18 protein-coding genes are annotated in these 12,671 nt (G+C 39.9%); 13 read left to right on the forward strand and 5 right to left on the reverse strand.

Annotation, left to right across the window (positions count from 1 at the left end):
- Positions 1-13 precede the first annotated feature (13 nt).
- The 3 genes from MHI27_RS11680 to MHI27_RS11690 all read left to right on the forward strand — a co-directional run bounded on the left by MHI27_RS11680 (position 14) and on the right by MHI27_RS11690 (position 1,237).
- Entirely contained in the window at positions 14-424 is a 411-nt protein-coding gene (locus MHI27_RS11680) for a hypothetical protein (RefSeq protein WP_339247343.1), read from the forward strand.
- A 4-nt stretch (positions 425-428) separates the two neighbouring features.
- The gene (locus MHI27_RS11685) at positions 429-695 is read left to right on the forward strand and encodes a hypothetical protein (protein ID WP_405176297.1); all 267 of its coding nucleotides are present in this window, start codon (positions 429-431) and stop codon (positions 693-695) included.
- A gap of 302 nt (positions 696-997) precedes the next feature.
- Positions 998-1,237 carry a hypothetical protein gene (locus tag MHI27_RS11690; RefSeq protein WP_076282962.1) on the forward strand — a complete coding sequence of 80 codons (240 nt, stop codon included), beginning with the start codon at positions 998-1,000 and terminating at the stop codon, positions 1,235-1,237.
- A 93-nt stretch (positions 1,238-1,330) separates the two neighbouring features.
- Here MHI27_RS11690 and MHI27_RS11695 read toward each other — a convergent pair whose 3' ends face one another.
- Positions 1,331-1,471, reverse strand: coding sequence for a hypothetical protein (locus MHI27_RS11695; protein ID WP_156113100.1), 141 nt, complete (start codon positions 1,469-1,471; stop codon positions 1,331-1,333).
- A gap of 363 nt (positions 1,472-1,834) precedes the next feature.
- Between MHI27_RS11695 and MHI27_RS11700 the strand changes: the two genes are divergently transcribed.
- Genes MHI27_RS11700 through MHI27_RS11710 form a run of 3 tightly spaced genes read left to right on the forward strand, consistent with a single transcriptional unit; the run spans position 1,835 to position 5,860 of the window.
- A complete protein-coding gene (locus MHI27_RS11700) occupies positions 1,835-3,820 on the forward strand; it encodes an AraC family transcriptional regulator (RefSeq protein ID WP_405176298.1) in 1,986 nt (661 codons plus the stop codon).
- The gene (locus MHI27_RS11705) at positions 3,807-4,856 is read left to right on the forward strand and encodes a FecCD family ABC transporter permease (RefSeq protein ID WP_405176299.1); all 1,050 of its coding nucleotides are present in this window, start codon (positions 3,807-3,809) and stop codon (positions 4,854-4,856) included. The genes MHI27_RS11700 and MHI27_RS11705 overlap by 14 nt, the downstream gene beginning before the upstream one ends.
- A complete protein-coding gene (locus MHI27_RS11710) occupies positions 4,853-5,860 on the forward strand; it encodes an iron ABC transporter permease (protein WP_076282960.1) in 1,008 nt (335 codons plus the stop codon). The genes MHI27_RS11705 and MHI27_RS11710 overlap by 4 nt, the downstream gene beginning before the upstream one ends.
- A 329-nt stretch (positions 5,861-6,189) precedes the next feature.
- Here MHI27_RS11710 and MHI27_RS11715 read toward each other — a convergent pair whose 3' ends face one another.
- The 4 genes from MHI27_RS11715 to MHI27_RS11730 form a co-directional block, all read right to left on the reverse strand.
- On the reverse strand, positions 6,190-6,729 hold the full coding sequence (locus MHI27_RS11715) for a GNAT family N-acetyltransferase (RefSeq protein WP_405176300.1): 540 nt from the start codon (positions 6,727-6,729) through the stop codon (positions 6,190-6,192).
- Positions 6,730-7,474: 745 nt separating this feature from the next.
- On the reverse strand, positions 7,475-8,719 hold the full coding sequence (locus tag MHI27_RS11720) for a tyrosine-type recombinase/integrase (RefSeq protein ID WP_405176301.1): 1,245 nt from the start codon (positions 8,717-8,719) through the stop codon (positions 7,475-7,477).
- 76 nt (positions 8,720-8,795) lie between these two features.
- Positions 8,796-9,206, reverse strand: a complete 411-nt coding sequence (locus MHI27_RS11725; RefSeq protein WP_405176302.1) for an ImmA/IrrE family metallo-endopeptidase — start codon at positions 9,204-9,206, stop codon at positions 8,796-8,798.
- 8 nt (positions 9,207-9,214) lie between these two features.
- On the reverse strand, positions 9,215-9,616 hold the full coding sequence (locus MHI27_RS11730; protein ID WP_405176303.1) for a helix-turn-helix domain-containing protein: 402 nt from the start codon (positions 9,614-9,616) through the stop codon (positions 9,215-9,217).
- A 95-nt stretch (positions 9,617-9,711) separates the two neighbouring features.
- On the opposite strand from MHI27_RS11730, the gene MHI27_RS11735 reads away from it, so the two are divergent.
- The 7 genes from MHI27_RS11735 to MHI27_RS11765 all read left to right on the forward strand — a co-directional run bounded on the left by MHI27_RS11735 (position 9,712) and on the right by MHI27_RS11765 (position 12,655).
- The gene (locus MHI27_RS11735) at positions 9,712-9,939 is read left to right on the forward strand and encodes a helix-turn-helix transcriptional regulator (RefSeq protein WP_405176304.1); all 228 of its coding nucleotides are present in this window, start codon (positions 9,712-9,714) and stop codon (positions 9,937-9,939) included.
- A 105-nt stretch (positions 9,940-10,044) separates the two neighbouring features.
- Complete coding sequence (locus MHI27_RS11740; RefSeq protein WP_405176305.1) at positions 10,045-10,338, forward strand: helix-turn-helix domain-containing protein; 294 nt, start codon at positions 10,045-10,047, stop codon at positions 10,336-10,338.
- Between the two features lie 43 nt (positions 10,339-10,381).
- Entirely contained in the window at positions 10,382-10,588 is a 207-nt protein-coding gene (locus tag MHI27_RS11745; protein ID WP_405176306.1) for a hypothetical protein, read from the forward strand.
- Positions 10,589-10,603: 15 nt separating this feature from the next.
- Positions 10,604-11,737, forward strand: coding sequence for a ParB N-terminal domain-containing protein (locus tag MHI27_RS11750; protein WP_405176307.1), 1,134 nt, complete (start codon positions 10,604-10,606; stop codon positions 11,735-11,737).
- Complete coding sequence (locus MHI27_RS11755; RefSeq protein WP_405176308.1) at positions 11,724-12,146, forward strand: ORF6C domain-containing protein; 423 nt, start codon at positions 11,724-11,726, stop codon at positions 12,144-12,146. The genes MHI27_RS11750 and MHI27_RS11755 overlap by 14 nt, the downstream gene beginning before the upstream one ends.
- Complete coding sequence (locus tag MHI27_RS11760; protein WP_405176309.1) at positions 12,143-12,289, forward strand: hypothetical protein; 147 nt, start codon at positions 12,143-12,145, stop codon at positions 12,287-12,289. Before MHI27_RS11755 ends, MHI27_RS11760 begins: the two co-directional genes overlap by 4 nt.
- 3 nt (positions 12,290-12,292) lie before the next feature.
- Complete coding sequence (locus MHI27_RS11765) at positions 12,293-12,655, forward strand: hypothetical protein (RefSeq protein ID WP_405176310.1); 363 nt, start codon at positions 12,293-12,295, stop codon at positions 12,653-12,655.
- Positions 12,656-12,671: the final 16 nt, after the last annotated feature.

The following is a 12,671-nucleotide window of genomic DNA, read 5'->3' on the forward strand; positions in this document are numbered from 1 at the left end:
TGGTGGGATTACTTTGCGTGTAGTTAAGCATATCATGTTATGGTTTGTTTCGACGATTTTATTCACCTTGGCCACTTTTGGATTAGAGCTATGGGAAGGAAATAAAATAAGCACGACTGAATACTATGGGTTTCAAAATATAGGGTTTGTTTTTATTTTCTTAGCATTTCTTTTTTCAGCCGTTCTTTACCCAATTATAATTTTTCCTTTCTCTTGGGTTGTTCGAATGATTGCAAATCCTTTGATTAGCCGCATAATGATATTGCTTCTGAGTGGTATCGGGGGATATGTTTTCTTTTACAAGGCATACGATGAACGCTTTATACAGGAATATCATTTGAATAGTAGTATAGCCATTATCCTTTTTGGTATTGCCGGTTCCATTTATGTCTTGGTGGATTATTATCTTGATCAGAGGAGTTGAATATATGAGCTATTTTGAAAGAGTTAATAAAATATCAAACATTTTATTTTGTGTTTTTGGATTGTTTTTTATTTTGACTATAATTTTCTTTTCTACTAGCAGCTTCTCAGAAATCTTGTTTTATAATTTCACAAATGACTTAAGAGGAGCAATGATTACAGTCATTTGTTTTATGATCTCTTTATTTTCACTTGCCCTGGGCATTACTTTGAAATGTCTTGTAAAAGACTCTGATGAAACGATCCAGCTTATTGCCACAAGAATAAAGTAGTTGTTGAAATCTCAGCAAGTATAACAAATCCCTGCAACATTTGCTTATGATGAAACCATTATATTGGATATTCGTATTCCTATAAAATGATGTTGAAAGGTCGTGTGCGTGATGGATAACGGGTATTTTGTTGGATGGGGTACATTAGCATTAATAAATGCTGGATTAGCACAAGGTAAAAATAGGAGTGGATTAAATTGGTTTTTAATTTCTTTGCTTTGTGGCCCATTGGCTACATTTTTTCTTGTAATATCGAGTAAGCTGCAAATTCATTAGCCCATTATATTTCAGGAGGGGATTTTTTGCTGAAAGCACTAAGGCTGTTCGGTATTCTATTTAGTGCAGCAACAATCATTCTGGCAATACTATTTTTCCGCGGTCAGGATCAAGTGATCATGTCTTGGACAATGATGGGGATGTGTGGAGCTCTGATTTTTAATGGAGGAGCTACCTATTTTAAAACTAAAGATAAAATGGCGGCTCTGTCTTCGATTGTTGGGATGGTACTCTTAATATTCTCGCTTACTAAATTTCCATTTTAATAAAATACCCCATCAACCTATAAAGGTCGGTGGGGATTTTTTTCGTTTCATCGCTTTTTCAATCAAGTTATAGTAGGTTGCTGCAGGTAATGCTTATTTCTTTTTCTTCTTTGTGGGTCCGATCTGGCGCCTTACTTTATTGTTCTCATCAACCTCAATAATATAAATGTCCTTCACTGTACCGGAAAGAGTAAACCATTCACGTAGAGCATCAGCTTCAGTCATTGGTCCCAATATTCGTTTTCCCCTATAACATATAAAAAACACTCCTACTCCTTAGTGAGTTTGCGAAAATGCAATAATCCTCAAAACGATACTCATTAACGATTTTCAGTAAGTCTCATTATTTTATATTAATGATAAATTATAGGAGATGCAATGTTGAGAGATTGTTCCTGTTTAGTTCAAGTAACGTTTAGATCCATGGCGATGTTATTTTTGACTTTTCGAAGTTCATGCGAAGCTATCAGCAAGCACGATACTAAACAGCGATTGACAAAATAGAAGAGCTGCCTAATACTAATTGATAATCATTATCAATGTTTAAAATGTAATTAACTTAAATAGATTGTGTAACGGAACGGAGTGAAATGCAAGATGAAGTTGGAAGATCATATTGCCGCATGGAATTATGCAGCCGTTAAAGTGCTGGATATTCGACATGCTGTAATGGAGCCTGGGGACAAGCTGCAAGGCTATATATTACCTGCATGTGGATTTATCTACTGTGTACGGGGTGCGGCCAGCTTGAATCTCAACGGTATAGATTACGACGCAGACCGTCATTTTATTGTGCATGGTGGCAAGGGTATGAGACTAAGCATAGAGACAGGGAAGATCTTTGAATACTATTTATTATTTTATAGAGCCTCCTTACCAGGAAGAAAGGATTTAGCAAGACTTTTGGAACGAAGCAATCCATTTCGGATGCAGTATGGCTTCGAGTCTTTAGAGCCATTGCCACTTCACTATCAACTAATGGCAATGGAGCAACTCTGGGCACAAGGAGGCTTATTGGAAAGAATTCAAGTTAAAGGCTTGTTCTATCAGTTTATACATGAATTATTAAAGCAGTTTACAAAGGATGGAATAAACCTCAGGCAACCGGATGTCATTGGGCAGGTTGTCCGTTATATTGAGGTGCATTATCGTCACAATTTATCACTAGAATCTATAGCGGAGCAATTTAATTATAGCCCTCGTCATTTATCAACGCGTTTTAAAGGGGAGACGGGGTTCAGCTTGATCGAATATTTGATACGATACCGGCTTGAACATGCAGAAGAGCTATTACGATGTACCGATGCTCCACTCCGCGATATTGCAGAAGAAGTTGGATATAGCGATGTATATTACTTCAGTCGTATGTTTAGTAAATATAATGGTCAATCTCCCATCCGATTCCGCAAGGAAAGCAGGCAGATGAACTCATCGGAGAATCGTCCATTTACCACCGCCAGATTCTCCATTGGCGAGAACATACCCTCCCGATATAATGTTGTTGAATATGATAATCATTATCAATACTGTTATCATAATAAAATAACCGGAGGGTCTTCACCTATGCGAATAACAAAGACATCAAGTTTTATTGTAGCGATGCTGCTTAGCTTTACCTTGCTTTTAAGTGCATGCGGATCTGCAAACGTTGGTTCTACAGCCACGAATTCTAAGGGATCCAAAGCTTCTGAAGTTACATCATCATCAGCCAATAATTCAATTGCAACTGACAATAACAATAAAGAGGCTCAGACAAGAACTATCTCTACGGTAAAGGGAGATATTGTCGTTCCAGCTAATCCAGAGAGGGTTGTCGTGTTATACCTTCAAGGGGATCTTGTCGCCCTCGGCATTAAGCCAGTAGGTACTTCGAGTGTCTTTGAAGGAGCGGCCTTTGCAGAAGAGCTGGGAGGTATTGAAGATCTTGGTTCATGGTATGAGCCTAATCCAGAGGCTATTATGGCAGTAAAGCCGGACTTGATCATAGCTGCTTCTGAAGAAACTTACGAAATCCTTAAGGATATTGCACCGACCATTCCAATACCTTATGAAAAAATGGCGACGGACGAACGTATAATGAAGATTGGCGAGGTATTTGGCAAGGAGCAGGAGGCACAAGCTTTATTAGATAATTTCCACGAGAAGTTGGAGAAAAGTAAGCAGAAGCTTGGTGAACTTGGAATTTTAGATAAGACGGTAACCATTATCGAGGGCGGCAAAAAAGAGATGGCGGTGATCGATAGCAAGCTTTACGGAAGAGGCTCTCAGATCATTTATGAATATTTAGGACTAAAAGCACCAGAGATTCTTCAAAAGAAGATTGATGGCAGGGAGAAGGCTACTGGAGGGTTTGTTTCCTTAGAAGTGTTACCTGAGTATATAGGTGACTTCGTGTTCCGCTCTGTATGGGATGGGGCTGATGATTTGTCGGACAACCCCATTTGGAACAGCATTCCAGCAATCAAAGAAGGTAGATTGATCGAAATTGGGTTTGATTTTTCATATTATTCCGATATCTACTCTCTTGATAAGCAGCTAGATTTTGTAGTTGAGAAGCTAGTGTCAGCGTATGAAAAAAAATAGAAAGCTAGATGATAAAACAGCTGTTATCCCTGATTTAAGAGGGAAATCGTATTTCGGTCTGTTTTTACTCCTAGGGATATTGCTGCTGCTGCTTTCAGTAGCGGCTTCTATCTCTTTTGGCTCTGCTTCCATGAGCCTGAAGATGGCATGGACAGCGATTTTTAATTTTGATCCTGAACTGACCGAGCATCAGATTATTCATGCCCTTCGTATTCCGCGTACAGCAGCTGATATTATTGCGGGCATGTGTCTCGCGGTAGCAGGAGCAGTTATGCAAGGCTATACGCGAAATCCCTTAGCCGATTCGGGATTAATGGGAGTAAATGCTGGAGCAGCGCTTGCAATGGCCGTTACACTGGTTTTTCTTCCAGGGCAACTGCAGACAACAACCTTGCTAGTTAGCTTTATTGGCGCAGGACTTGGAGCAGGATTAACGTATCTTGCCGCTTCATTGAATCGTTCAGGAATGACACCTCAACGACTGGTGCTAGCTGGAATATCAATTACAATGCTATTTGGAGCTGTGGGGTCATTTATCTCATTAAACTATGGAATTGGTCGTGCCCTTGCTTATTGGACTTCGGGTAGTGTGGCTGGAGCAACATGGGTGGAAATTAGGCTAGTTATACCTTGGTTCCTAGGTGGACTGGCTTTGTCACTATTCATTGCACGCTCTATCACTGTTTTAAACTTGGGGGAAGAGATCGCGAAAGGCTTCGGGCAACGGATCGTTCTCGTTAAGATGATAGCTACGCTTGCGGTCCTTTTACTAGCGGGTGTAGCTGTTGCACTTGTAGGGCCAATCGGCTTTGTAGGGTTGATTATACCGCATATTATGCGTTTTTTTGTAGGTGTAGATTATCGTTATATTATTCCGGCATCAGCCATTTACGGCGGCGCACTTATGGTAGTAGCGGATATCGCAGGAAGGCTGATTAATCGTCCGGCGGAGACAGCACTGGGCATTATTTTTGCAATGATTGGTGTTCCTTTCTTCTTGCTAATTGCGAGCAAAGAGAGGAGAGCCTTCAAATGAATGTTGTTAAATCGCATAAGGCTACAATATGGATTCTATCTCTCATAATACTGCTTATTGCAGGAGCTATTCTTAGTCTTAATATGGGAAAGGTGTCTCTCAATCCACTTGAAGTATTTCAAGTATTGCTTGGACAAGGTCCAGAGGAGCATAATCTCGTTGTTTATAAGTTTCGTCTTCCTCGGATCGTATTAGCGATACTTGTTGGATTTGGGATGGCACTGGCAGGTGCCGTTATGCAGGCGTTGCTGCGCAATGATCTGGCTGATCCCGGCATGCTTGGTATTAGCTCAGGTTCAGGTCTTATGGTGTTGCTGATTATCTCAACTGTGAGCATTCAAGGCACCGCTATAACATTATTACTGCCGTCTATGGCATTCTTAGGTGGTTTGCTGGCAGCAGCTCTGATCTATATTCTAGCCTATAGGAAACGTCGTATGATTTCTTCTACACGACTTGTCTTGACGGGTGTTGCGATTAATATGGGGTTTAGTGCGCTGTCGTTATTCCTGACTTTAAAGCTTGATGACCAGAAGTATGAGTTTGCGCAGCGTTGGCAAGCAGGATATTTATGGGGGGACAAGTGGTCTTATATCAGCTTGTTGGCACCTTGGGTATTGCTGCTATTCGCATATATTATTTCTAATTTCAGGACATTGAACGTCTTGGTGCTAGGCAACGAAATTTCGATAGGATTAGGAGTCGCTGTAAAGAAGAAATTTTTGCGCCTGGCGATTGCGGCTGTAGGCATTGCTTCTGGCTGTGTAGCGCTCGGGGGCTCGATCTTCTTTATTGGATTGATTAGTCCGCATGTGGCGCGCAAACTGGTAGGTCACGACTACAAAGTACTTCTACCAACTTCAGCACTTATTGGTGCGCTATTGCTGCTTATAGCGGATACGATTGCTCGAACGGTCAGCTTTAAGTCGGATATTCCCGCAGGGATTATTGTAACAATGCTGAGTGTGCCTTACTTCCTATATTTATTGATGCGTTCAAAATAAATATCGGAGTTCTTTCCAACGTATAAAAAAGCCTTCTTTTTGGGTTTTGCCGCGAGCCCTTACGAGGCTTTTAAAAAAACAAAAAACCGCGAAGATCCTTGATTATACAAGGATTTTCGCGGTTTTTAAACTCCTCTTTTTGTACTTATCTTCTGCTATCCTGCAACCACAATACTTGGTATACCAAGTAGAATTAAGACTGAGTGTGAGTAGAACAATGTCGCAGTAGACGCAAACTGTGCAATGAAAAATAATGAAACCCACTCATTGTTATCGCATATGAGCGGGTTGTATTAAGCCTATTACTTTAATGCAAAGAAATAATAAGGTTAGTGATTTGGATTTAATATTGCTAATATCTGATGATCTTCCCAACGGCCGTTAATTTCAACATTTTTAATTGCTATTCCTTCTTTATGAAAACCAGCTTTTTCTAAAACTCGCATGGAACCTAAGTTGTCTGGCATAACTCCAGCTTCAATTCTATGTAAATTGAGTATTTCAAAAGCATAATTAACAACCAGATTAACAGCTTCGGTAGTATAACCTTTTCCATTATGTTCTTGGTCTAAGGAATATCCTAAAGTTGCACTTTGACAAGGTCCACGGACAACATGAAATAAGCTGATAGTACCTATAAGAACGTCATTGTTAATTTGAAAAATTCCGAATTCATATTGAATATCCTTCCTTGTGTTTTCTTCCCACTTTTCAATTAATTCTTTGTGCGTTTCTAACGTCCAGTAATTTTCCGGACGAGTGACGGAATGACTTTCGAAAAAAGTTTGATTTTTCTTTTCTAAATTCAGTAATTCGACAGCATCTGAGAGGGTAAGTGGTCGTATATATACATTTAATATTTTGGTCATCTAATCTTCCTACCTTCTTTAAGAGTTGAACTTAAATATTATATCATTTCATATTTAGTTTTACACAGTACGAAGATACAGATCATTAAGGGAGTAAGAGTGTCCCTGCTCTCCCAAAGGTTTTGACGAAGTAGATGCATACCGCGCACCGAAAAGTTCAATGAATTACTGCTTTTTGTTTTTTAGAATACACCAAACAACACCGTAAAAATTAAAACAACGATTACAAAACTCATTGATATCAACCTTTTTGGGATTATAGCATGATCTGCCCGTTTGTATAATTCGAATAATTCCAAATAATTAAGTAATAAAGGGGAGTACTGCGATAGAATTGAAAGGATTGTAAGCAGGAAGGGAATTATATATCATTAAAGCGGTATTTAGGAATTGGTTGGAGGGTAGAAGCGATGATATTTTCCCAGAGGATCACATGAACTGATTCGAAAAGTAATCGCGATTCGCATCAAATTCGTCTCACAGGGGTTTTTAATAGAATGATAAGTGAATAGAAAACAAAAAAAGCCTTGAAATTCAAGGCTTTTCGATATAGGACGGATGGGGTTCGAACCCATGACCCCTACCCTGTCAATGTAAACTATTATGGATTGTGAGACAGCGTAGAACTGAAAAATCCTTGAAATGTCTGGGAGTACTGAGTTGGTCAACTAGTGAAAACGAGTGGATAAAAGCACCGAAAAGGTAAGTTCGTCCCCAATCCGTCCCCAACTGGTCCCCAGAAAAATTAAGACGAAGGTTGGTCTATCGCGGAATGTTTGTGAAGGTTTTGGGGGGCGAATTTATTGAATCTATCTGCGGTGTCTCGACTTAATTTCTTAGTGACATGAGCGTATATATCTGAGGTTGTTTGTTCTCTAGCATGACCTAGTTGTTTTTGAATCGCCTTCATAGGGGCACCATCTTCAATAAGAAGCGAGGCACAGCTGTGTCGCAAATCATGGAACCGAATTTTCTTTAGGTTGTGACGTATGAGAAATCTTGTCCACCAACGGTAAGGATAGGAGTGATAGAAGGGTTTTCCATATCCTCCGTGAAAAACATATTCACGTTCGTCACCTTTCCAAAGTCCAGCCTCTTTCTTTTCCCACATATTTTTAAGCCAATCTCTTCTATGGAGTTTCAACTCCTCCACATACCAATCTGGTAATGCAATAGTTCGTTTTGAGCTATTGTTCTTTGGTCCTTTTTCGATGGCTTTACCATCTTCAGTTAAAGAGATACTGTTAACTATCTCCATAGTACGATTCTTCAAATCTACACTTTTCCATTCCAGACCTACAAGCTCGCCTCGGCGACAACCTCCCACTAAAGCACCTAAGATGAAGAGGCGCCATTTTCGAGGCTCATGATATAGAGTGGAAATGACAGTATTAGCCTCTTCCTCCTCATAAAAATTTCCTTCAGATTGTTCTACTGTTGGCTTTTTTACACCTATAATCGGGTTTTCTTTGATCATCTTCCATTCAGTGGCGCGTTGGAGAATGTTTTTTAAGACGCGATATATATATTGAATTGTTCCTGGTTCTAGACAACCTTCTTTGCCATCTTTACGCGCTTCAGGTTTATGAAGATTCGCAATAAAAGTAACGAGGTGAATAGTTTTTATTGCTCCTAATTCTTTATTTCCTAATGGTTCTTTGATATGTGATTCGTAATAAGTTTGGTATGTTTTGTAAGAAAGAGGGGAAAGGTTTTTAGGATTTGATGCATACTTTGGTTTCCACACGTTTTCGTAGAATTCATCAAGTTTCATCTTTTGAGGTTTCATGTATGTGCCGGATTCGACTTCTCTTTTGAATTGATGGAGTTGATCATCGAGATAGTCCTGGAGTTTTTTTGTGGTTCTAAGAAGGGCAGGATCATCAACTTTGATGGTTTTGTATTCTTTGTCTCTCACGCCTGAATCTCCTACTTCAACAACAAGACGCCAACTGCTTTTCCCTCTCTTTTCTATACTACCACTTGCCATGAAATTACCTCCTATAGGATCATATGTTCTATTTTTGGCATATTTAAACAGCCTTTCAGCTGGAAGGCGCTAAAGGTCAGTCGAAGTATTGATCCATTTCTACTGGAATTTGATTACGAGATAATAGATCCCTTATGGTTTCATCTGTTTTCAGGGTGTCACATGCAGTGAGAAGTTTCACGGCAAATTTATTAGCTTGCCGCTCATACTTTCCTGCATTGTATAAAGATTGTTCATCTAACCAGAATCGAGAAATACCAGGGTGTAATCTATCGTGACCTAATTCATGCGCACAGATAAACCTCTGCCACTCAGGATTAAGTCCGTTATGTATAACTATATAACGCCTTCGTAATTTTTTAAAATACATGCCACGTGTACCTGATCCTAAATCCTCATAGCGTACAATGATATTAAGGTGCGCTGAAATTTCAAAGGGGTCGTTAGTTTTGAACTTTTTAATTAGCTTTAAGATCGTATCGTCCATGAGCATCCCTACTCATCAGTTTTTTTCTTCTTGCGTCCATATGTTTCCTTGTTTTTCTTCTTTGCATCCCAAAACATAGCTTCCATTACACGTTTGATTTTTTCTTTATCGTCTTTACTGATAGGAACGCCATCAAACATAATTGGAGAATCTTCTTCAAGTAATGTCTTAAAGTCATGAACATCCTTCGGAGTGGCCCAATCAGGGATTTTAGAATCAAAGCCCAAGAGATAGTTTGGATTGACTTCGAAAAAATCAGCGAGTTTATTAACCATGTCTGTTCGAGGCATAGAAATACCTTGCTCCCAAGCATTATAACGAGGTCTTTTGATTCCTAATTGCTCAGATATTTGATATTGACTTAATCCTTTGGATTCTCTAAGACCAATCAATCTATCTTTAAACTCCACCTAGAATCATCCTTTAATTTAAATTATCCAAAACCCCTTGACGGATAATTTAGTTATCCGTTATAATTCAAATATCGAAAGGGGGTCAAGACGGTATGGCTAAAAAAAGGGAGCTATTCAGTAAGCTCCGTAAATCAAAAGGAACTCAAGTTAAAGTGGCAGACGATAACGAAATTTCAGCCGTTTATCTTCGGATGATTGAGAATGGAACATTTACTCCTGGCAGAGACTTGATGTTTAGATTATCAAGATATTTCGATGTTCCAGCTGAAGTATTATTCTCGGATTACTTTAAACGGGATAAGTCTGTCCAATTGCGATAATTTAATTATCTATTTCGTATTATATGTAATTTATATTATCCAGTCAAGATTTTTTTTGCTTAAAATGGATAATTTAAATATCCGTTATTGGAAGAGGTGAAAATCATGAATACAGTTGAACAAGCAATCACTGAAATCGTTTTAACTCAGGTCGCAGCTGCAGAGATGAGAATCATAGAAAGGTTGTCCTTAAAAAAAGATAGATCACTTACTTTTAGTGAAGCATGTGATCATCTCAATATGTCAGAGTACACACTTCGTAATCTTTGCAAGAACAAACGGATACCTTTCAGGACAATCGGAGCGGAGGGCTCAAAGTCACCAAGGTATATATTTAGATCTAATAGTTTGGATCAATGGATAAGAGAGGAAGAAGAACGTAACTATCAGCCATCTTAACCACACCACGTAGTGTTTTATACCTGAAAGGAGATTTTGTACGTTGAAATCAGATTTACAAATTGCTTATGAAGCTCTATCAAGAGTAACAGCAACTGCTTTAGTTACTGGAGATAAAATCGTATTAAGAGAAGTTGGTCTTGCTCGGGCTAAAACCTTGGAGTTAAAGACAATGATTCAGCAGCGTGAAGCTAAGCCTCACGGAGTGAAGTTGAATCGTATTGAGACTTACTGCTTATCAACACTTTAAGAAGGGAGAATCACATTGCTCATTGATATCAGTAAAATCAAAGTAACAGATCGTATCCGGCAAGAATTCATCGGCATCGAGGAATTGGCTCAGGACATCACTGAGAACGGCTTAATCAATCCCATTGTTGTAACCTCAGATTATCAGTTAATTGCCGGAGAACGACGTCTGAGAGCTCACCAGCATATGGGTAGGGAAGTGGTCGAGGTTAACGTTATGGAAGTGAGAGATCGTGCACATCACCTGCAACTTGAAATTAGCGAAAACGAACATCGCAGAGACTTTACTTTTTCTGAACGAATTGCTTACGGCAAGAAGATCGAGGAGCTTGAGCGAATCAAAGCTAAGGAGCGAATGTCTTCGCCAGATAAGGAAAGTTTGCCTGATGGAGATAAGGGACAGGTCAGGGATATAGTTGCCGAACAAGCCGGATTCGGAAGTGGTCGCAACTATGACAAGGCGAAATTCGTTGCTGAATATGCCACACCTGAAATCATTCAAGAACTTGATGCTGGACTTATAAGTACACATAAAGCCTTTATCCAAACAAAAGAACGAATGGAAGTAGCTGAACTAGCTGCTGTAGAAGCAAATACTCGGGCTGAAGCCGCTGAAAAGGAGAAAGAAAACCTTCGGAGGCAATATAAGGACTCTATTCCTGCTGATCAGTTAGAAGAGGCTGTCAACGCGGCCATAGAGCGTCAGCAAGAAGAACATGAAGCATTTATTGCTCAGAAGGATAAGGAATCTCATAAAGCGCTCAAGGCGCGTGACGAGAAGTGGAAAAAAGATATCGAGGTCGAACGAGATAAGGCTGAGGAATTGAAAGTTGGCCTTGAGCGAGTTAAAACAGAGATGGAACAACTGAAAGCCCAGCAGCCAGCAGACTTTGACGAACAACTGGCGGCGCTACAGCTTAAGAATTTGCGATTCCAAGCCGATCAGAACGTACTTCAAATCAGCGCCCACACCAAAGCTTACCTTCAGAAAGTGGGACTGTCCGCATTTGCTTTGGAGACAATCTGCAATGCTAGTGCCAGTGAGAGGAAACGGATTAACGAGAGTTTGGACATGCTTCAGTCGTTCGTTGATCAAATCAGACCAAGCGTAAACAGCAGAAAGGTGGTAGGTAGAAATGACATTGGTTAATACAAATGAATTACTTGTTGCTGTAGGGCAGCAGTTGCAAATAACTGAACAACAAGGCGCGGCGTTAAGAATGATGTTCGAAGGTTTGGGGTTGATTAGAACTGAAATTATCGAACATAAGGAAGAAGTGCAAATGATGCTCCAGGAAGTGCGGGATAGCGTTACATTGACAGATGCAGAATGCTACCAAATACAGCAGGCCGTTAAACTAAAAACAAATGAATTGACCAAACACCGCTATAAAGAGTCTGATTTAAAGTTTAACCAGATGGTCGGTAAGTATCGACGGCTCATCTGGAGCAAGATGAAAGAACGTTTTGAAGTAGCTAAATACAGTCATATCCGCCGCATCGATTTTGCGGACGCTATCGAGTTTGTTCAATTCTTTCAACCGGAGGACTACATATGACAAATGATAGAATCCGTCAGCGTAGACAAGCCTGGAAACGAATGAATGAACTGTTAGACTTCGAGAATCGTGGGTATAAGAGCGATGATACTTCAACGGAAATTGCTGAATTGAGATCCTTCTTAAGAACGAGGGAGGGATGATTAATGCCTGTCTTTGAAATTCCGGTGATCTCCATGGGTGAACAATTTGATATGACCCAGGATGGAGAGACGTACTTTCACGCAGTTGCTACACTACATGATGTCTTAAGCAACGGGGTACTACGAGTGGATTTAGTGAAACTGGATCTGACGCATGACCAAACAAAGGTTATAGACGCTCTTGATCGTAAACGGAATTCAGAAGTCCGTATCAAGTCGTTACGGCAATATATCAAAGTTGTAGGGGACATGCCTCGGTTGACTGAGAGGGCAGAGCGTGAGTTACAGGAGGCTGCTCAGGAGTTGGAGCAATTGATTGAGGGGATTGAAATAAAAATGACCACGTTGAGGGACGCGGCCATTTAAAGACATTTTTAATATA

Origin of the sequence: Paenibacillus sp. FSL H8-0261 (assembly GCF_045040645.1) — a bacterium.
GTDB lineage: Bacteria > Bacillota > Bacilli > Paenibacillales > Paenibacillaceae > Paenibacillus_AQ.

Excerpts from the sequence above, each read along its gene's own strand:
- MHI27_RS11685 (WP_405176297.1), top strand. The coding sequence starts at position 429 with ATGAGCTATTTTGAAAGAGTTAATAAAATATCAAACATTTTATTTTGT.
- MHI27_RS11700 (WP_405176298.1), top strand. The coding sequence starts at position 1,835 with ATGAAGTTGGAAGATCATATTGCCGCATGGAATTATGCAGCCGTTAAA.
- MHI27_RS11705 (WP_405176299.1), top strand. The coding sequence starts at position 3,807 with ATGAAAAAAAATAGAAAGCTAGATGATAAAACAGCTGTTATCCCTGAT.
- MHI27_RS11710 (WP_076282960.1), top strand. The coding sequence starts at position 4,853 with ATGAATGTTGTTAAATCGCATAAGGCTACAATATGGATTCTATCTCTC.
- MHI27_RS11715 (WP_405176300.1), bottom strand. The coding sequence starts at position 6,729 with ATGACCAAAATATTAAATGTATATATACGACCACTTACCCTCTCAGAT.
- MHI27_RS11720 (WP_405176301.1), bottom strand. The coding sequence starts at position 8,719 with ATGGCAAGTGGTAGTATAGAAAAGAGAGGGAAAAGCAGTTGGCGTCTT.
- MHI27_RS11725 (WP_405176302.1), bottom strand. The coding sequence starts at position 9,206 with ATGGACGATACGATCTTAAAGCTAATTAAAAAGTTCAAAACTAACGAC.
- MHI27_RS11735 (WP_405176304.1), top strand. The coding sequence starts at position 9,712 with ATGGCTAAAAAAAGGGAGCTATTCAGTAAGCTCCGTAAATCAAAAGGA.
- MHI27_RS11740 (WP_405176305.1), top strand. The coding sequence starts at position 10,045 with ATGAATACAGTTGAACAAGCAATCACTGAAATCGTTTTAACTCAGGTC.
- MHI27_RS11755 (WP_405176308.1), top strand. The coding sequence starts at position 11,724 with ATGACATTGGTTAATACAAATGAATTACTTGTTGCTGTAGGGCAGCAG.
- MHI27_RS11760 (WP_405176309.1), top strand. The coding sequence starts at position 12,143 with ATGACAAATGATAGAATCCGTCAGCGTAGACAAGCCTGGAAACGAATG.
- MHI27_RS11765 (WP_405176310.1), top strand. The coding sequence starts at position 12,293 with ATGCCTGTCTTTGAAATTCCGGTGATCTCCATGGGTGAACAATTTGAT.